The organism is Phytoactinopolyspora halotolerans, from assembly GCF_010550675.1.
GTDB lineage: Bacteria > Actinomycetota > Actinomycetes > Jiangellales > Jiangellaceae > Phytoactinopolyspora > Phytoactinopolyspora halotolerans.
The window spans coordinates 1-17,646 of record NZ_JAAGOA010000041.1 but is presented as its reverse complement, the minus strand read 5'-3'; the positions used below and the strand labels follow the sequence as shown (position 1 = coordinate 17,646).

14 protein-coding genes are annotated in these 17,646 nt (G+C 69.9%); 6 read left to right on the top strand and 8 right to left on the bottom strand.

Features of this window, described 5'->3' with window-relative positions; all coding sequences use genetic code 11:
* Window positions 1–47: 47 nt before the first annotated feature.
* From G1H10_RS31590 to G1H10_RS31575, 4 genes are read right to left on the bottom strand one after another with little or no spacing between them, the layout of a single operon-like run.
* Window positions 48–1,109, bottom strand: coding sequence for a Gfo/Idh/MocA family protein (locus tag G1H10_RS31590; protein ID WP_163745261.1), 1,062 nt, complete (start codon window positions 1,107–1,109; stop codon window positions 48–50).
* Entirely contained in the window at window positions 1,106–2,245 is a 1,140-nt protein-coding gene (locus G1H10_RS31585) for an enolase C-terminal domain-like protein (protein ID WP_163745260.1), read from the bottom strand. The genes G1H10_RS31590 and G1H10_RS31585 overlap by 4 nt, the downstream gene beginning before the upstream one ends.
* The gene (locus tag G1H10_RS31580) at window positions 2,242–4,779 is read right to left on the bottom strand and encodes a hypothetical protein (protein ID WP_163745259.1); all 2,538 of its coding nucleotides are present in this window, start codon (window positions 4,777–4,779) and stop codon (window positions 2,242–2,244) included. The genes G1H10_RS31585 and G1H10_RS31580 overlap by 4 nt, the downstream gene beginning before the upstream one ends.
* Window positions 4,780–4,834: 55 nt before the next feature.
* Window positions 4,835–5,617, bottom strand: coding sequence for an IclR family transcriptional regulator (locus G1H10_RS31575; RefSeq protein ID WP_163745258.1), 783 nt, complete (start codon window positions 5,615–5,617; stop codon window positions 4,835–4,837).
* Window positions 5,618–5,719: 102 nt separating this feature from the next.
* On the opposite strand from G1H10_RS31575, the gene G1H10_RS31570 reads away from it, so the two are divergent.
* The 6 genes from G1H10_RS31570 to G1H10_RS31545 all read left to right on the top strand — a co-directional run bounded on the left by G1H10_RS31570 (window position 5,720) and on the right by G1H10_RS31545 (window position 12,240).
* On the top strand, window positions 5,720–6,574 hold the full coding sequence (locus G1H10_RS31570; RefSeq protein ID WP_163745257.1) for an amidohydrolase family protein: 855 nt from the start codon (window positions 5,720–5,722) through the stop codon (window positions 6,572–6,574).
* Window positions 6,575–6,661: 87 nt separating this feature from the next.
* Complete coding sequence (locus G1H10_RS31565; RefSeq protein ID WP_216853862.1) at window positions 6,662–7,807, top strand: zinc-dependent alcohol dehydrogenase; 1,146 nt, start codon at window positions 6,662–6,664, stop codon at window positions 7,805–7,807.
* A 32-nt stretch (window positions 7,808–7,839) separates the two neighbouring features.
* On the top strand, window positions 7,840–9,147 hold the full coding sequence (locus tag G1H10_RS31560; RefSeq protein ID WP_163745256.1) for an ABC transporter substrate-binding protein: 1,308 nt from the start codon (window positions 7,840–7,842) through the stop codon (window positions 9,145–9,147).
* On the top strand, window positions 9,144–10,085 hold the full coding sequence (locus tag G1H10_RS31555; RefSeq protein WP_216853861.1) for a carbohydrate ABC transporter permease: 942 nt from the start codon (window positions 9,144–9,146) through the stop codon (window positions 10,083–10,085). Before G1H10_RS31560 ends, G1H10_RS31555 begins: the two co-directional genes overlap by 4 nt.
* On the top strand, window positions 10,082–10,999 hold the full coding sequence (locus G1H10_RS34900; RefSeq protein ID WP_216853860.1) for a carbohydrate ABC transporter permease: 918 nt from the start codon (window positions 10,082–10,084) through the stop codon (window positions 10,997–10,999). Before G1H10_RS31555 ends, G1H10_RS34900 begins: the two co-directional genes overlap by 4 nt.
* Complete coding sequence (locus tag G1H10_RS31545) at window positions 10,996–12,240, top strand: SGNH/GDSL hydrolase family protein (RefSeq protein ID WP_163745255.1); 1,245 nt, start codon at window positions 10,996–10,998, stop codon at window positions 12,238–12,240. The genes G1H10_RS34900 and G1H10_RS31545 overlap by 4 nt, the downstream gene beginning before the upstream one ends.
* Window positions 12,241–12,250: 10 nt before the next feature.
* Here G1H10_RS31545 and G1H10_RS31540 read toward each other — a convergent pair whose 3' ends face one another.
* The 4 genes from G1H10_RS31540 to G1H10_RS31525 all read right to left on the bottom strand — a co-directional run bounded on the left by G1H10_RS31540 (window position 12,251) and on the right by G1H10_RS31525 (window position 17,501).
* Window positions 12,251–13,351, bottom strand: coding sequence for a glycoside hydrolase family 5 protein (locus G1H10_RS31540; protein ID WP_216853859.1), 1,101 nt, complete (start codon window positions 13,349–13,351; stop codon window positions 12,251–12,253).
* A 150-nt stretch (window positions 13,352–13,501) separates the two neighbouring features.
* Window positions 13,502–14,842 (bottom strand): neutral/alkaline non-lysosomal ceramidase N-terminal domain-containing protein, encoded by a 1,341-nt coding sequence (locus G1H10_RS31535; RefSeq protein ID WP_163745254.1) that lies wholly within the window; start codon window positions 14,840–14,842, stop codon window positions 13,502–13,504.
* Window positions 14,839–15,624, bottom strand: coding sequence for a sugar isomerase domain-containing protein (locus G1H10_RS31530; protein ID WP_163745253.1), 786 nt, complete (start codon window positions 15,622–15,624; stop codon window positions 14,839–14,841). The genes G1H10_RS31535 and G1H10_RS31530 overlap by 4 nt, the downstream gene beginning before the upstream one ends.
* Entirely contained in the window at window positions 15,621–17,501 is a 1,881-nt protein-coding gene (locus G1H10_RS31525; RefSeq protein WP_163745252.1) for a polysaccharide deacetylase family protein, read from the bottom strand. The genes G1H10_RS31530 and G1H10_RS31525 overlap by 4 nt, the downstream gene beginning before the upstream one ends.
* Window positions 17,502–17,646: the final 145 nt, after the last annotated feature.

The window sequence follows — 17,646 nt, the reverse complement described above, 5'->3', positions numbered from 1 at the left end:
GGGTTGAGCGAGCCGAGACACCTCGGCTGGGCCGGGGCAGGAAGCCCTTAGGCCGCCTGCAGCGCCGCGACGACGATGGGTCGTCCCGATGCCCGGCCGGACTCCAGCAGCGCCTCCACCGTGGCTACCGCGGCGGCGGCCGGCCCGGGCGGTCCGAGATTGGTGCCCCTCCCGCTGAGCAGGTCGATGAACGCGCGGGCCGGCTCGCCGGCCCGGTAGGCGGGTTCGTGCTGCCCGGGTTCCCGGACCACCATGCTGCCGTCGTGGCGGTGCAGCCGGACGCGGGCCCGGTACAGATCGTGCTCGACGATGCCGGTGGTGCCGTGGTACCGGATGTGCTGGCGCGGCGGCAGGTTGGCGCCGGTGTCTCCGCTGCCGATCACCACACCGGTCGCGCCGCCACGCAGCCGGAACGCGGCGGCGTCGTCGACGTCCACGTCCAGCGCGCGGGAGGCGGAGAAGGCGGCGATCTCGGCCACATCGTCTCCCGTCGACCAGCAGAGCATGCCCAGCGCGTGGGTCAGTTGAGTGTGCGCCTGGCCGCCGCCGTTGCCGAGTGAATACGTCTCCGGATGCGGTGCGCCCGGTTCGGAGTCCGCGTACTCCCGGCGGGCACCCTGGGCGGCGGCGAAGAGTCTCCCGGCTCGTGACGAGTACTCCACTGTGACCTGGAGCAGCATGCCGATATCGGATTGCACGGCAGCGCGCGCGAACGTCGCCGACGGGTCGAATTGGTGCGTGTATCCGACGCTGAGCTGAACGCCGGCGTTCTCCGCCCGGTTGACGAGATCGAACGCCTCGGCTGCGGTGAGCGCAAGCGGCTTCTCCATCAGCACGTGCAGGCCCGCGCCGATCGCCGCGGCGCCCAGGGCATGGTGGGTGACGTGCGGGGTGCTGATCACGGCCGCATCCGGTGACGTGGTCTGCAGCGCCTGCTCCACACCGGCGAAGGCGGGGCAACCGGCCCGCTGGGCGAGCGCTTCCGCCCGACCGGCCACGGGATCACAGACCGCCACCACCTCTGCGTTCGGATGGGCGAGCAGGGCGGGAAGATGATGGTTGGCGCTCCACCATCCCGCGCCGACGACGACGACCTTCACGACGCTCATCTGGAGAACCCCACGTCACCTGGATCGATGCCGACCCCCGGCGTGGTGCCGACGACGGGGCGGGCGGCCGGGCCGGTGCCGCTGCCGGCACCGGCGATGCCCAGCAGGACCTCGGCCAGTACCGGGGGCTCGCACGCGGCCAGCAGGTGCAGAGCCCACGGCTGCGCAGCCGCGGCGTGCGGAGCGAACGGCACCCCCTGCTGACGGGCGACGGTGGCCAGGCAGCGCGCCACGCCGATGCCTCCGCACCAGGTGACGTCGCTCTGCAACACGTCCACCGCGCGTGCCTGCAGCAGTCGCAGCCCCGCCGCCAGGCCGAACGCATGCTCGCCCGCGGCGATCCGGGTACCGTCGCCGAGCCTGGAGCGCAGCTCGGCGTGGCCGTCGACATCCTCGGGGTGCAGCGGTTCCTCGATCCATCCGAGCCCCAGCTCGCGTGTCGCAGCGGCGAACCGGAGCGTGTACGGCACGTCCCAGGACATGAAGCAGTCGACGGCAAGGGGGATGTGGGCCGGCACCCTGGCCCGGACCGTGAAGAGCCGTTCCACGTTGTCCTGGAACCTGGACGGCCCGTCGGCCGGCCCGTACGCCATCGGAACCTTGACGCAGCGGGCGTCGGCGACGAGTCCGTCGTCGACCTCGGCGAGGACATCGGGGTGCGCCGCGGTGAGGTAGTAGGGCACCTCGTCGGCACCGCCGCCGAGCAGACGGTACAGCGGTACCCGGTGCGCGCGAGCGCTGAGATCCCACAGCGCGAGTTCCACGGCGGCGACCGCCATCTCGACCGCACCCCCGGCCGCGTACGGTGCGGCGGCGCGACGGAGCTGATCGGCGACGAGTGCGGGCGCCAACGGGTCCTGCCCATCCAGCAGCGGCAGCAGATGGTGGCTGAGCAGGGCTTCGGTGACCGCACCGCCGCGCGTCTGGCCGATGCCGAACACCTCGGGATCGTCGGTCCGCAGGTGGAGCCAGACCAGGTCGGCGCCGGGGCCCCGCCACGTCGCCCGGCGGTCGGCGAAACGCGGATACTCCGCCATCGGGGTGGACACCCGGGTTTCGTCGAGCCAGGTCCCGGCGGAGAACGGTGCCACGCGGGTGGACGCCCCCGCGATCCGCAGGTGCGCCGGTCCGCTCATCGTGCGCTCCAGTGCTCATCGTGGCCGGACGGGTCGTCCACCTCCGCCGGGCCCTGGTTCACCGCCTCCGGCCAGGCGACGGTCAGCGTGCCGGTGATGCCGCGCAGTACCAGCCGTCCATCGCCGGGGAAACCGTCAGGCAGCTCCCGGCCGGCCTCGATCGGCTCGCCGTCGACGTCGATGCGTACGCCTTCGACATCCGGCGGCAGATGGAGCGTGACGGTCGCGCCGGACAGCTTGTCCACCCGCAGGCTGCGGCTCATATGTGCCGGGAACGGCGCGATCTCCCGGCACCGCAGCACACCCGGATCGTCCTGGCGGACGAACACCCGGCATTCGGCATGGAAAGACTTGGGCAGATGGTAGGTGGCGGTGCCGTCGTCATACCAGCACTCGTGGTGGTTGAACAGCGGCGCACCGTCCGGGAACCCGACGGAGACCCGGCTGGTGGTGTCGGGCAGGTACCCGGAGAACCAGTAGGCGTTCCGGTGCCGGTGGACGGCCTGAACCGCGCGGGCCGAGCCGGGCGTGCGCAGCGTGTGCCACATCCGGATTCCGGCGGGCCGCAGCACGGCACGCATCAGCGCGGCCGGATCGGCGTACCGGCTCCGATCGTGCGTCACGCGGCGCCGGACACCGCGCTGATCGGGATCGGTGTACTCGAACGGTGCGGAAGATCGGACCCACAACACCAGCCCGCCCTGGCCGGGCAGCCGCCGGGCGGTGGCATAGGGGGCCTCGTCCGGCCCGTCGATCACCCGGGCCAGCACGTCGACGGCGGATCCGGACGGTTTCGTCTCCGTGATCGGGCCGCCGGAGAGGTGGCTGATATGGCGCAGGCGCCGCGGTGCGAGCGGCGTACCGTCGGCCAGTTCGTCGGGTGCGTCGATGGACTCGAAGGTCAGGTCGCCGGAGAGCCCGCCGTCGTCGTCCCGGCATCGGACGCCGACGAACCGGTGCACGGCGTCGCCCGCGCCGGCCAGCGATCCGTAGACGAGAACGTGCCCGCCGGAAGCCACGTGCGTCGTCAGCGTGTCGACGGTCTCGTCGCTGAGCGCTCCGGCCGGCACCACGGCGACGCGATCCCGCAGCGCTCCGGCGCGCAGGGCGCCGGACAGATGATCGGTCGCGACCACGGTGTTGACCGGAAGCCCGGCGGTGATCGCCGCGCTGAGAAACCAGTCCTCGGCGTACGGCCGGGAGATGGAGCCGGGTCGTTCTGCCATCGCCACGTGGTACTCGCGGAACGGGTACACCCACACCAACGGCCCGGCTTCGTCCGGAGCCGATTCCAGCGCCTGGGAGACGGTGGTGCCGACCTCACGGCCGCAGCGTTCATCGAGGACGCCGCGGGCGGTGTCGACGGCGAGGATGTTGGTCTCCGCGGGACCCTGCGCCGTGCCGTCGCCGGACAGACGGGTGACGCTCAGCGGGAGGTGGATATCGAACGGCTCCCGGTGGTAGAAGTCCCACCAGGGCTGCTGCCAGAACCAGGGATCGTTGGCGTAGAACCGGAACCGGTACCCGCCCGAGCCGCGGGGCAGCAGCGCGATCCGGGACATGTATCCGGCCATCTCGATCCCGAAGTCGTGGTTCAGCGGACCCCACGGCGAGTTGGGCGGAGGCGCGGCCACATAACCCTGGTCGTACACCTCGAGGGCGGGCACCGCGTCCGCTCCGATGTCGATCCCGGCGGTGTGGTTGGTGCCGCGGATCTCGATCGGGAAGGTGAGCTGTTCGGTCAGATCGCGCCAGAACCCCAGCGCCCGGTCTCGGAGTTCGGCGACGCGGCCGGCGCGGAACGTACGGCCGTCGAACGACTCGCCCAGTTCAGACCAGGCATAGGAACTGAAACCGAACCCGTTCGAGAGCCATAGGTAGTCGAAGCCGAGCGCGCTCAGATAGTGCTGCGCCTGCCCGCCGAGAAAGGCGCCGAAGCTGGTGCCGTCCGGGATCCCGTCCGGAAACGCCGCGTAGCTGCGGTCATCGCGTCTCAGTGTGCTGAAGTGCCGGACCATGCGGATGATCGGGCCGATGCCGACGTCGTCGCCGCTGGCGAGGATCTCCGGATGGCGGTCGAACTTGAATGACGACGGCGCGAACTCCGGGCCCGGATCGAACGTCGCGCCGATCCGGGTCGGGATCCCCTCTTCCTCGCCCACAGCGCGCAGCGTGGCCACGACACGGGCGAGTTCGGCGTAACTGAGCAGCCCGGTTCCCGGGCGGTACGGGATGGCGACCCGCTCGGCGGGTTTGCGCTCGCCGTACGGGTCGGCGTCGGTGTTGCAGAAGCCGATGTAGCGCGCCCATTCGAACGTGTCAGTGGACTTACCGTTCCAGGTCAGGATCTCGCTGCCGTCGGAGACCCAGAGCAGGATCGAGCAGGAGTCGGCGAGGTCCAGCAGGGGCCGCCAGTGCCGGAAGATCGCTCGCGCCGTCCTGGTCAGCGTCTCCTGGTCGAAGCTGTGGAAGGGCTTCAGTGACGTCTCCAGGTTCGCTCGGCGCAGCGGCCGGCGAGGCCGATGAGGATGCACGTGGGAATGCCTTTCGAGGGTCGGTGCCGCAGGTCCGCGGCCGAGAGTCCGGCAGTCAGGTGAGTTCGGTCTCGTCGCCGAGTCGCAGACCGAGACTCGCCGCGGCCGCACGCAGTGCCTCGATCGACTCGTGTACGTGTGCGTCGGTGAACTGCCTGGTGGGGCCGCTGACCGAGAGAGCGGCGACCACCTGGTCGCCGCGCGAGCGTACGGGCACCGCCACACACCGGATACCGAGGATGTACTCGCCGTAATCTTCGGCGTAACCGGCCTCGCGGGCCGTGGCCAACTCCGCCTTGAGGGCCGGCAGGTCGGCGACGGTGTTCTCGGTGAACCGCTCCAGGCCGGCCGGATACAGGGCGTCGATCTCGGTGTCGTCGAGTCCGGTCAGCAGCGCCTTGCCCAGCCCGGTGGCGTGGCATGGCAGACGTGCGCCGACTCGCTGATCGAAGACGAGCTTGTGCGGTCCCTGGGTCTTGGCGATGCACACCTGGTCGCTCCCGGACCGCACGGCGAGCCGTACCGTTTCGCTGAGCTTGTCCCGGACCTGGTCCATATAGGTGCGAGCGCGCTGGCTGAGGGACTGGGCGAGGTCGTACGCCTGGCCGACCTCCCACGCCCGCAGACCGAGGGTGACCCGGAGGGTGTCCGGGTCCCGCTCCACCCAGCCGAATTCGTTGAGTGCCGTGAGAATGTGGTGGACGCTGGATTTGGGTAGATCGAGCGCGTCCGCCACCTCGGTCAGGCTCATGCTGCCGCCGCTGTCCGCGAGCAGCTCCAGCACCCGCAGGCAGCGGACCACCGCGGGCGCGGCGAAGCGTGGCGTCTCCTCAGCCATGACGATCGTCCGTTCAGTATCGAGAATCAAAGTTGCGTAAATTGAACCGCGCCACGCAACCTACTAGCATTCGGCGCACCTGTCCAGCAACGAGGAGGCGCGGTGATCGTCGACGCGCATTGTCATGCCTGGCGACGGTGGCCGTACTCGACGGACGTTCCGGATCCGGCCGAACGCGGAAGCGTCGCCACCTTGGTGTACGAGATGGATCGCGCAGGAGTCCAGCGTGCCCTGGTGGTGTGTGCCTGTATCGGCGGCGCCGACCCGCGCACCGCCAACCCGGACAACAACGCATACGTGGCGGCCGCGGTCGCGGCTTGTCCGGACCGCCTGGCCTGCCTGGTCGACGTCGACTCGCGCTGGAGTGACAGCTACCACCGGCCAGGGATGGTCGAGCGGATGGAGGTCGCGGTGCGGGCGGCCGGCGCCGTCGGGATCACGCACTACCTGGCGGAGGACGACGACGGGTGGCTCGGGACCGGGGAAGCGATCCGGGTGTTCCGGCGCCTGGCTGAACTGGGTCTGGTGGCGAGCGTGCACGCGCCGCCGCCGTGGCTGCCGTCGATTGCGGCACTCGTCCGTGCCGTGCCCGAGGCTCGGGTGGTTCTGCACCATCAGGGGTTGGTGGCGCCCGGTTCGGCCCGGTTCGCCGCGGACCTCCGTGCGCTGACCGCCCTTGCGTCCGCGCCGCACGTGTACGTGAAGGTCTCCGGCTTCCACTATCTGACGCAGCGGCAATGGGACTTCCCGTTCCGGGACACCCACATGGTGCTGCACGCCCTGGTGGACGCATTCGGGCCGGAGCGGTTGCTGTGGGGCTCCGACTTCCCGGTAGCCCGTCCGCATCTGACGTATCGCCAGTCCATCGAGGTGGTTCGCGAGCACGCGGGGCTGTCCTCGGATGCTGTGGCGTCGATTCTCGGTGGCACGGCGGCCCGCATGTTCGGTTGGGCGTAGCCGCGTGGTTGCGCCCGATGGGGAATGCCGCTACCTTCGTCATTCAAGATAGAGAATCTGAGTTTCGTATATGAAACGGACGGCATTGTGACGGACACGCTCGAGGCTCCGGCCAGATCCATGCGCGCGCTCGTGCTCAAGGAGTACGGCGAGATGGCGCTCGTCGAACGGCCGGTACCGGCACCGCGGGAAGGCGATGCGCTGATCCGTGTGCACGCCACCGGCATCTGCGGCTCCGATCTGCACGGGTTCACCGGCGAGAACGGCCGCCGGGTACCGGGGCAGGTGATGGGGCACGAAACGGTCGGCACCGTGGTGTCCCTCGGCCCGGAGACGGTACCGGCCGTCTCGGCCCGCGCCGCTGATCGGGGCGTGGCCGCGGGCCACGCGGACGGACCCGTCGTGGGAGACGTCGTGGTGGTCAACCCGACCATCGCCTGCGGAGAGTGTGTGGAGTGCGCGGCCGGAATGTCGCACATCTGTGCCGAACGGCGGGTGATCGGCGTCGATCCGGCGCTCTCCAGCGCGTTCGCGGACTACCTGGTGGTGCCGGTGAGCAACGCGATCCCGTTCCGCTCGACGCGGTTGCACGGGGCGCTGGTCGAGCCGCTGGCGGTGGGGTTCCATGCCGCCGTGCGCGGTGCCGTCACCGCTGCCGACGATGTTCTGGTGCTGGGCGGTGGCCCGATCGGGCAGGCGACCGCCTTGGCGTGTCGGCGGCTCGGCGCGGCGACCGTGGTGGTGAGCGAGCCGGTGCCCGGCCGCCGCACGCTGCTGGAAGGCTTGGGCATACCCTGCCTGGACCCGACGGACGTCGACGTCGCGGCGCAGATCCGATCGCGGACCGCCGGACGCGGCGTATCCGTGACCATCGACGCGGTCGGCTCGGACGAGTCGATCGCGACCGCGCTGGATGCCACCGCGCCCGGCGGGCGGTGCGTTCTGGTGGGTATGGCCGCGCCCCGCCTCGTCATGCCCGCGTTCGCCGTGTCGACCCGGGAACGGTCGATCGTCGGCGCGTTCTGCTACACCGCCGCCGAGTTCGCCGCCACCGCAGGCTGGGCCGAAGCCGCCCCGGCCGTGCTGGAGGCATTGATCTCGGCACGCATCACGCCGGAGGACGCCCCCGCGGCGTTCTCCGCGCTCGCCGCCGGTGAGAACCCGGCGGGCAAGGTCCTCGTCGAGTTCGGCGCGGACATCCCCGAACCCTCGGCGCCGCAGGTGCGGCCATGAGGGCACAGCCAACCAGTCCAATGGAGGACACGATGCACCCACAGGCACGACGACGCTTCCAGCGCGCTGTCACAGCGACGGCCCTGGCGGGTTGCCTGCTCGCGGCGTGCGCCGACGGTTCGACCACGTCGAGCGACGAGGCCCCGGAGCCGACGGGCGACGGTGAGCTGAGCGGCACACTGGAGATCGCCACCACGAGCGAGCGCGGTCTGGATCTCTTCATCGGACCATTCGAGGAGGAGGCCGGTGTCTCCATCGACGGCACCTACGCGGAAGCCGGCGCCCTCAACGAGCAACTGCGGATCCAGATCACCTCGGGTACGGCGCCCGACCTGTTCCGCGCCGCACCGGGCACGGCCTCCCCGTCGGCCGTGCTGACCCTGGCCGATGAGGGGGCGGTCATGGATCTGTCGGACCAGGACTGGGCCCAGCATGTGCCGGAGTCGTTCGCGCCGCTGCAGGAGAGGGACGGGGCGACGTACGCGTTCCCGACCTATGGCCAGGCGATGCTGGTCTTCTACAACCGGACGGTGTTCGAAGACGCAGGCGTCGAGCCGCCGACCACCTGGTCGGAGTTCATCGAGGTCTGCGACGCGCTGGCGGCGACCGGCACGGTGCCGCTGGCTCTTGGCCTGGCGGACAACTATGTCCTGCAGTTCCTTCCGTTCGCGCTCGCGGCCACACTGGTGGACGGCGCGGAGGGCGACTTCTATGAGCGGCTCGCCGCCGGTGAGACCTCCTTCGCGGAATCCGCCGGGTGGCGCGAGACGTTCGAGAAGTTCTTCGGCCTGATCGAGGACGGTTACACGACCCCGGATCCGCTGGGTATGCCGAGCGACCCCGCGATGCAGGCAGTCGGAAGCGGTGAGGCCGCGATGGTGGTCATGCCGTCCGCCGCGTCGCCGGTACTGGCCGGGTTCATGGCCGGTGGCGAGGAGGAGATGGGCATCTTCGCCCTTCCGGCGACGGACCGGCCGGATGACACCCACATCCCGTTCACCCCGGACTACCTGGTGGTCAACGCCGACGCGTCGAACGCCGACGCGGCGCTGGCGTTCCTGGACTACATCGCCGAGCCGGAGCGGACGTCGGCGTGGGCCGAGGAGACCGGGGCCATCCCCGCGTTGACCAACGCTGAACCCGTGGACAACGAGTTGAACAACACGGTCCGGCCCTACCTGGAGGGCGAGCGCACCGCACCGTTCGCGAATCACGTCTGGCCCTCCGGCGAGGTCGCCAACGCCTTGATGACCACCGGACAGCAGGTGGTGGAAGGGTCGAAGACGATCGACGACCTGCTCGCGGCGATGGATCAGGCATACCAGGAGAGCACCTCGTGACGGTCGAGCTCGCCAGACGGGGGATCGGGCTTCGCCGGTCCCCCGTCCGGGGGTCCACAGGGGGCCGCCGCGGCCGCCTTCATCTCGTCCCGCAGTGGTTCCTCATCCCGGCGCTGATCTTCTATGGCGTCGTGGTGCTGTACCCGAGCATCTCCGGTGCGTACTACTCGTTCACGGACTGGAAGGGCGGCGCGGCGGCCTCCTGGACCGGGCTGGAGAACTTCCAGCGGCTGATCGAGGACGAGGCGGCGGTCGCGTCGCTGCGCAACACGCTGCTGATCGCGATCACACTCACCCTGGTGCAGACGTTTCTGGGGTTGCTGCTGGCGCTGGCGCTGAACACGGCCATCCGCAGCCGCAATCTACTGCGCACGTTGTTCTTCGCTCCCATGATGCTCCCGCCGATCATCACCGGACTGCTCTGGCAGTACATCTACGTGCCGGGCGGTCCACTCGACACCGTCCTGAGCACGCTCGGTCTGAGTGGCCTGAGCCAGAGCTGGCTGGGCGATTCCGATATCGCGCTGTGGTCGATCATCGGCAGCGTCATCTGGCACCACGTCGGCATGTCGATGGTGATCTATCTGGCGGGATTGCAGCGCATTCCGGAGGAGCTCTACGAGGCCGCCGCCCTCGACGGAGCTGGCGCCGTCCGCCGGTTCTGGAGCGTCACCAGGCCGCTGCTGGGGCAGGCCACCACCATCGCCACCGCCCTCACCATGACGGCGTCGCTGAAGCTGTTCGACCAGGTCTTCGTCATGACCGGTGGCGGGCCCGGCGTGTCCACTCAGACGCTGTCGCTGATCATGTACAAGGAAGCGTTCGTGTACGGCAATTACGGCTATGGCTCGGCCATCGCGCTGATCCTCACCATGATCGTGGCCTTCATCGTGTACCTGCAGATGTCGGTCACCCGCAGAGGGGAGGTGGAGGCGTGAGCGGCACCCTGAGTCGCCACGACACCCCTGCGACGCGCGGCCGCCCCCGCCGTCCCGGCAGGACGGCGGCGGACGATCGGCGGGCACGTCGCAGCCGGCCGCGTTACGGCATGCCGTTGCTCGAGTTCGCGATGATTCCGATCACGGTCGCGTACCTGTTCCCGCTGTACGTGATGGTGGCGATGTCATTCAAGACGACGGCGGAGATCGGTACCTCCACGGTGGCTCCGCCGGAGGGCCTGTACACCGAGAACTACGCGACCGCGTGGACCGAGGCCGACCTCGGCCGGGCGATGGCGAATAGCGTCATCATCACCGTGCTCAGCATTTCGCTGGCAGTGCTGGTGGGCTCGATGGCCGGCTACGCCATCGCCCGCGGTGCGCGTCGTACCAGCGGTCCGAAGCTGATGCTGTTCTTGCTGGGGCTGATGATCCCGGGGCAGCTGGGCATGGTCCCGCTGTACATGCTGATGCGCGACCTGGGGCTGTTGCAATCGCACGCATCCTTGATCATCTTCTACGTCGGATCGCTGATGCCGTTGACCGTGTTCCTGTATGTGGGTTTCCTCAAGACGCAGTCGTCGACCTACGAGGAGGCTGCCAGGATCGACGGTGCCTCCTGGTGGCAGACCTACGCGCGCGTCGTGTTCCCACTGCTCCGGCCGGTGACCGGCACCGTGATCATCGTCAACGCGATCAACACCTGGAACGACTTCCTCACGCCGCTGCTCTACCTTGCCGGGACCCCGAACCGGACGCTGCCCGTGGCGGTGTTCTCGTTCCAGGGCGAGTTCGCCAGTGAGTGGGGATTGATCTTCGCCGGTATGGTGATCGCGGCGCTCCCTATTCTCGTCGTCTACTTCTTCCTGCAGCGGCACGTCATCCGCGGCTTCGGGGGTGGGCTGAAGGGATGACCGGCCCGCTCGTGAGCGGTGCCGGCACGCGGGGACCGGCCACGCATGGCGCCGGCACGCATGGCGCCGGCACCGGGCCGTGGGAACCGCTGGCCGGTCCCGTGCACCTTCCGGTACGGGTCGGCCCACCGAACAACCTGTCAGATGGTCACCTCACCGGCCTGACCTCGGTGTTCCGCCACGTCATGTGGCGCGACGCGGCGGGCTTCCGGCTCGCGTTCGCCAATTGGCACAACGACGGCGGGCGGGAGGCCGATCCGCCGAACCCGATCACGGTCTCGGCGGCCGTGCGTTCGGAGCGTGGGACCGAGGTGAGCGTGCGGTTCGCCGGCGCGACGCGGATACGGATCGCGCCCGGCGGAAGTGTCGTGTCGGATGCCGTCCCGCTCGCGCTGCCACGTGGGGCCCTCCTGGTCAGCCGAGTCTCAGTGACCGTCGGGCCGGGGGAGGTGATACCGCTGGGGCCGCAGACCGACGGTGCCGGCGGTATGGAGGGCGTGACCTTCCGGGCCGGGGTTCCGCTGGATCGGGTGCCGGCGAACACCGCGTACGGATACGCACCCTGGGCGGTGCTCGGCGAGACAGGCGTCGGAGACGGAGCCGGCGGGCCGGCTGCGCGGGCCGTGGGGCTGATCGTGGGCGACTCGAACGGCGCGGGTTACGGCGACGTGCGTGGCGCCGCCTGCCACCGCGGGTGGGTCAGCCGCGCGTTCGACGGACGGATCGGCTACCTGAACATCAGTCTCAGCGGCGCAACGGTCCAGGGCACGTTGAGCCCGGAGGGTATGCGACGACGGCTGGCTCTGGCCGCGTACGTACGTCCGTCGTTCGTGATCGCCGCACTGGGCACGAACGATCTGCAGGGCGGCGGCGTGAGCGGGGCTGCCATGGCGGACCGGCTGGTCGCCCACTGGCGCCGGCTGGCCGCCCGAGGCCAGATCGTCCATGCCTGCACCATTCCGCCGGTCACCAGCAGCGACGACGGTTGGACGAGCGAAGAAGGGCAGCTGCCGGACGCCGGATGGCGGGAGCGAGCCGAGGTGAACGCGTGGATTCGCACCGTGCCCGAACCGCTGACCGGAGTGATCGATGTGGCGGCCGCGGTGGAGAGTGGCCGGCGACCGGCGGTGTGGAAGCGCGGATACACCGCGGACGGCGTGCACATGAACGCCACCGGGCACGCCGCGGTGGCGGCGGTCGTAGCCGGATGGCTTCCCACCGCCGCCGGCGAGCGGCCCTAGAGCGGCGATCCTAAAGTCCCGCCACATGATCGTGGAAGGCCTGGCCGAACTGCGAGGTGGGGGTGCCACCCCAGTCGGCGATCAGACCGGGGAAGCCGCAGCCACCTGGATACCAGCCCCACGGCAGGTAAGAGATGCCGCGGTTGTCGCTCCAGAGCATCAGCAGGTCGGAGAAGTCCCGCCCGCAGTCGGTGTTGCCGAATTCGCCGAAGACGAACGGCACGGTGCCCGCGATCGGCTCCAGCTCCGCCTGCCAGCACGGCTGTGTATTGCAGGACGTGTAGTCGTACACGTGGGCACCGGCGATGATGGAGTTGAGTGGGTCGGACGGCCGGTACTGCAGCCAGCCGGAGCAGTCGTTGCCCCAACCGTTGCAGTTGACGATGAGCGGCTGCGTGGCTCCGGCCGCCCGGACCGTGTCGACGAGGTCCTGCATACCCACGGCCTCCCAGCCCTCCGGCATCATGCACCCGTTGCGCCAGCAGGCGTCGGAGACGTCGTGCGCCTCGTTGAACAGATCGAACACGACGGCATCGTGATCTTTGAACGTCTGAGCGACCGAACGCCAGAAGTCGACGCTGTGGTCGGCGTTGGGCATCTGGTCCTGTCCGTCGGCCAGCGTGCTTCCGGGAGCGCTCCAGTGCAGGTCCAGGATGGCGTACATGCCGGCGTCGTTGATGCGCGCGACCCATTCCTGGATGAACTGCCGGTAAGCCGGACCGCCGTACTGTGCAGGCACGCCGTTGATGCCGAGCCAGCAGTGTTCGTTGAGCGGCACTCGGACGGCGTTGACGTCCCACGCGGCGATCGCGGCCACGGCGGCATCGTCGGACGGGCCGGCGATCAGGCCCCAGCCGTGCGCACATGGCCATTCGGTGCCGGGCCGGTTGACGCCGATCAGCCGCATGATCTGGCCGTTCTGATCGCGCAGCTTGTTACCGGAGACCTGGATCGGTCCCGGTGCGGCGGCGCCGACGGCGGTCTCCGGTTCGGGCACGGACGTCGGGCCGGTGGATCGTCCGGTCGCTGCGCCGGCGGCTGCCGGCAGCGCAGCTATCAGCAGCAGGAACGCCAGCGCCAGGGCAGCGAGCCTTCTCGGGGATGAGCGCATCGTCGAAGCTCCTTCCGGAAGCGACATCGTGTTTCATATAGGAAACACGACTTCCTTGTGTGGAATTTGCTCGACGTTAGCCGCTGAATGTGATCTTGACAACCCGCGTCGCGCTCTGCGATGCGGCTCGCGCCCGGCGGCCGGGCCGGATCAGCGTGTTCTCCGCAACCCGCCGGGACGATCAGCGACGCTCTCGCGGGCCAGCTCGAGTGCGGCTTCCAGCAGCACCGGCCCGGCGCTGGGCAGGTACGGCCCGGAGAACAGGCGTGAGCTCCGGTAGGCCATCTCGATCTCGTATCCGCCCGCGGCGTAGTCCTCGGCGCGCAGCGGGATGTAGCCGGGGACACCACCGGTGTAACCCATCACCAGCAGATCCGGCCGCCGCAGCTCGCGGCGGATCTCCAGAGCGAACTCCACGAACGGTTCCCCGGGAAGCATGACGACGCCGACGGCGCCCCACCAGTGCGCCGAGATCGGCACCTCCAGCCCACCGGGCGACGGCCGGTCCCGCCAGTACCGTGCCCACTCGATCCATGTGGTCAGCAGGGTGCGCCGGGGACCGTGCGTGGCCGCCGCCTCCAAGGTCCATTCCCGCGCCCACTCGCGCAGCGTCGCCGCGTCGGGGGTCGGGCGCATCGGCAGCCAGACCTGACGCGACCGGGCGATCACGTCCGTGACCGGCACCGGGTCCGCCGCGCGCAGCGCACGTTCGACACCGTCGCCGACCCGGGCGCCGATCGAGGCCGCGGCCGCGAAGGTACGCTTCGCGTCCGGCTCACCGGTGAAACTGTCCGTCGCGAGGTGCCCGGTGTTGAGCTGGCCGCAGCATCCCTGCACGAACATCACCTCGCCGCCGATCGACTCCCGCACGTGTGCACGCGCGGCACCCGGCCAGTCAGCGGTGATGGACAGGTTGTCCGGTCCGAGCGTCACCGGATGGCAGGCATGCGAGAAGATCGTCACGATGGGGGAGTCCGCCTCGTCGGTCCACTGGATGGCGAAGACCAGCGGATCGATCACCTCCGTGCCGCGGCGATTGTGCGCGACCGAGTCGAGGCGTGCTGTTCCGGAGCGCAACCATCCTGGGCGGCGCGCCTTCCATGCCCGTTTCGCCGCGTCGACGATGCCGGCGAACGCGGACTCCACGTATCGTTCGTCCCGGCCGGCACCGAACCCGACCGCCTTGACCTTCGGCCCGCCGTGAGTGTGGCTGACGGACACCGCGACGGACTGGTCCGGGATGCCGAGGTCGTCCGCGATCCGCCGGCTGATCGTGGCCGCGTCGGCCAGGTCGAGACTGATCAGATCACAGGTGACGATGATGGAGACGCTGTCGGCGTGCGTCACGGCGACAGCGGTGGCGAACAGCGGATCGTGGACCGCCGCCGACGGCTCGACGCGGACGGCGAAGCCCGCCATCAACGTCCCGACCGGCGGCGTGATGTCCACCGTGGCCACGCCGACCAGCGCCGGCTCGACTGCGCTGCTCATAGCCACCGCACCCGGCCCTGAAAGCGGTCGAGGAAGGTGGCGTGCTGGCTGTCGCCGCCGGGAGCGTTGCCGCTGCGCCAGATGGGCGGTGACTGCCCGCGGCGTGCCAGCTCCGCCGTCGCCGCGGCGACGATGCAGTTGAGCACGTACGCGTTGACGAACGTGGAGACGGCCGCGACGTTCTCCGCAACCCCGTCGAGGCTGAGGATGGCGTCACCCACCGGCACCTTCGTGTCGACGTGGACGTCGACGAGGTCATGCAGGTTCGCGCCGGACGGATGCCGGGCCGGATGGTCGGGCGCGGTCGCCTCGGCATGTTCGCGCGACGACACGCCGATCACGGTCGCTCCCGCCTGCTTGGCGCAGTGCGCCGCGTCGATCAGGGCGGCGTTGATCCCATACGCGTTGACCAGCACCAGCAGGTCGCCGGCGCCGATGCGGTTGTCGCGCATGACGACGGTGGCGTAGCCGGGGGTGCGTTCCATGGCCATCGATCGCAGCGCGCCGCTGGACAGCAGCGTGCCTTCGTCGAGGATGGCGCTGATATGCACCAGCCCGCCGGCACGGAAGAAGATCTCCTGCGCGGCCAGGTTGGAGTGCCCACCGGGTCCGTAGACGTAGACGAGCTCGTCGCGGGCGACCTGGTCGGCGATCAGTTCGGCGGCTCGGTGGACGGCGCTTGCCTCGTCCGCGCGGATCGTCTCCAGCATCCCGACGATCCGGGACAGGTAGTCGTCCATCAGTGCGGTGGTCGCCGCGCCGCCGGCGTCGTGTTGGCTCATCGGTGTGTACCTCCGCCAGTCGCGGCCGGCGTGCCGGTGGGGGAGAGGCGGAGCGTCAGCCGGGTCGTCCCGGCTGGGAGGTCAGCGCTCAGTTCCAGCATGGCCCGCCCGTGCCGCTCGGACATCGTGTGTCGCACGGCGGTGCCGGCCGCGCTGTCCATGGTGCTCTCCACCGTGATCGCCGCGCCGTTCCACGTCTCCGGAAGGGCGAGGTTGATGGCGGCCGCGGACACCGGCCGCGGCGTCCGCGCGACCACCTCGATCGCACCCGCCTCGGGCTGCCGGACCGACAGCGTCACCTCTCGCCGCAGCCGCTCCCAGTCGTTCAGCTGAGCCGCTGTCCACCAGGGCATGCCGGACCGCCGTGCCAGCTCCACCACCTCGCGGCAGGCGTCCCGCACGTACCCGCGGCGGTGCAGATGGACCGGGTGGAACAAGAAGTGCGCCACGCCATGGTGGGCGAGCGCCTGGTCGAGAATGACGTCGCGTACCGACTCGTGCGCGGCCCAGGCGAGGTCCTGGGCGTGCATCGGCAAGACCAGGACGTCGAGGCGTTCTCCGTGGTCGGAGCCGACGCCGGTGGCGTCGGCCGCGCGGCGGCCCATGGGGAAGAACAGGTGCGCCGTTCCGAACGGGAAGCCGACGTTGCCCTGCTTGCTGGGGCCGCGTGACTCGTCGATCCGGATGCCGAATTCCACGCACCACCGGTAGAACTCGTCCCAGCCTTCCCACCGGGTGTAGTGGTTCTTATTGGAGACGATCTCCTCGTGGCCGGTCATCGCCCGTGCCCACTGGTACTGGGCGCGCAGCTGCGACCGGCCCCAGGTCGCGATGTCCGCGTCGCCCACCGCGTTGTAGTGCAGGGCGTGCTCGTGGCCCTGCTCGGCGATGGCGCGCACGACGTCCGGCTCGTACCCGCCGGGGTAGACGTGGCACCACGTGGTGGTGACCCCGATCTCATCGAAGAGACGCAGCGTCGTCTCCGCCTCCTCGCTCACGTTCCGGTCGGAGTCCACCGACAGGTGCGCGACCGCGGGTACCCCGGACGGCCAGTAGTGCAGCCAGGGCAGCACCACCCCGGTCCGGCCGGCCGCCTCGAACAACAGCTGAAGGAAAAGCCGGCGCCAGAGATCCGCGTGCGGACGGTGGAAGACTGGGACCGGTTGCAGCCCCTCCCGGCCGTCCGTGCGCGGCGTCCACGGCCCGGGAGGCAGCGCGCGGTCCGACGCGTAGGTCAGCGTGATCCCGTCGTCGCACTTGAGCACCCCGTCATCGACCGCGGCGGAGCCGTCGGCCGCCGGCTCACCGTCCTGGTGCACCGGGTCGCCCTGCTGGATGCGGACGATCGTCTGCCAGAGGTCCACTCCGGAGACGATCACGTAGCCGTCTCCGTACCGCCGCACCGCCAGGGCCGGCGACGCGTCGTCTCGCCACCGCGCGAGCACCGCGGTCTCCTCGCGCGACCCGGTCACACTCAGCCTGGTTCCGCCGAGCGCGCGCAGCGCGACGTCGGGCGGATCGACCCAGCCGTTCTCGCCGGTTACCACGGTGTGCCCGGCGTCCACGGGAGCGGCGCCGACGATGTCGAACGCCGCGCTGAGCGGTCCGGCCCCGACACATACGGCCACTCCGCCGGCGGCGATCCATCGGCGCACCGCGGCCACGTCGTTCTGCTCCAGCCGGGCGGACCCGGGGAGCAGGACGATACCGGAACCGTCCTGCGGCACCGGATCGGCCTGCGATACCACCTGGTACGGAAGTCGAAGGTGGTCGAGTACCTCGATGCAGTACCGCTCCCACGGCGGGCCGGCGTCGTCCGGAGACGGGCGGAGGGCGTCGCGGTCGAGCACGACCGTGATCGGCGGGCGTTCGTTCACGTCATATCTCCTGTGCGCCCAGTAGTGATTGGTGGTTGATCAGATGAGTGGTTGACGACTGATTCGTGTGCTCGTCGTCGCTTGCCGGTGAAAGTCCGGTCCGGGTAACCGCCAGGGGGCCCGGTAGCAGGCTGGCGGCCTCGTT

Excerpts from the sequence above, each read along its gene's own strand:
- G1H10_RS31530 (WP_163745253.1), bottom strand. The coding sequence starts at position 15,624 with ATGAGCCAACACGACGCCGGCGGCGCGGCGACCACCGCACTGATGGAC.
- G1H10_RS31535 (WP_163745254.1), bottom strand. The coding sequence starts at position 14,842 with ATGAGCAGCGCAGTCGAGCCGGCGCTGGTCGGCGTGGCCACGGTGGAC.
- G1H10_RS31590 (WP_163745261.1), bottom strand. The coding sequence starts at position 1,109 with ATGAGCGTCGTGAAGGTCGTCGTCGTCGGCGCGGGATGGTGGAGCGCC.
- G1H10_RS31540 (WP_216853859.1), bottom strand. The coding sequence starts at position 13,351 with ATGCGCTCATCCCCGAGAAGGCTCGCTGCCCTGGCGCTGGCGTTCCTG.
- G1H10_RS31545 (WP_163745255.1), top strand. The coding sequence starts at position 10,996 with ATGACCGGCCCGCTCGTGAGCGGTGCCGGCACGCGGGGACCGGCCACG.
- G1H10_RS31560 (WP_163745256.1), top strand. The coding sequence starts at position 7,840 with ATGCACCCACAGGCACGACGACGCTTCCAGCGCGCTGTCACAGCGACG.
- G1H10_RS31585 (WP_163745260.1), bottom strand. The coding sequence starts at position 2,245 with ATGAGCGGACCGGCGCACCTGCGGATCGCGGGGGCGTCCACCCGCGTG.
- G1H10_RS31575 (WP_163745258.1), bottom strand. The coding sequence starts at position 5,617 with ATGGCTGAGGAGACGCCACGCTTCGCCGCGCCCGCGGTGGTCCGCTGC.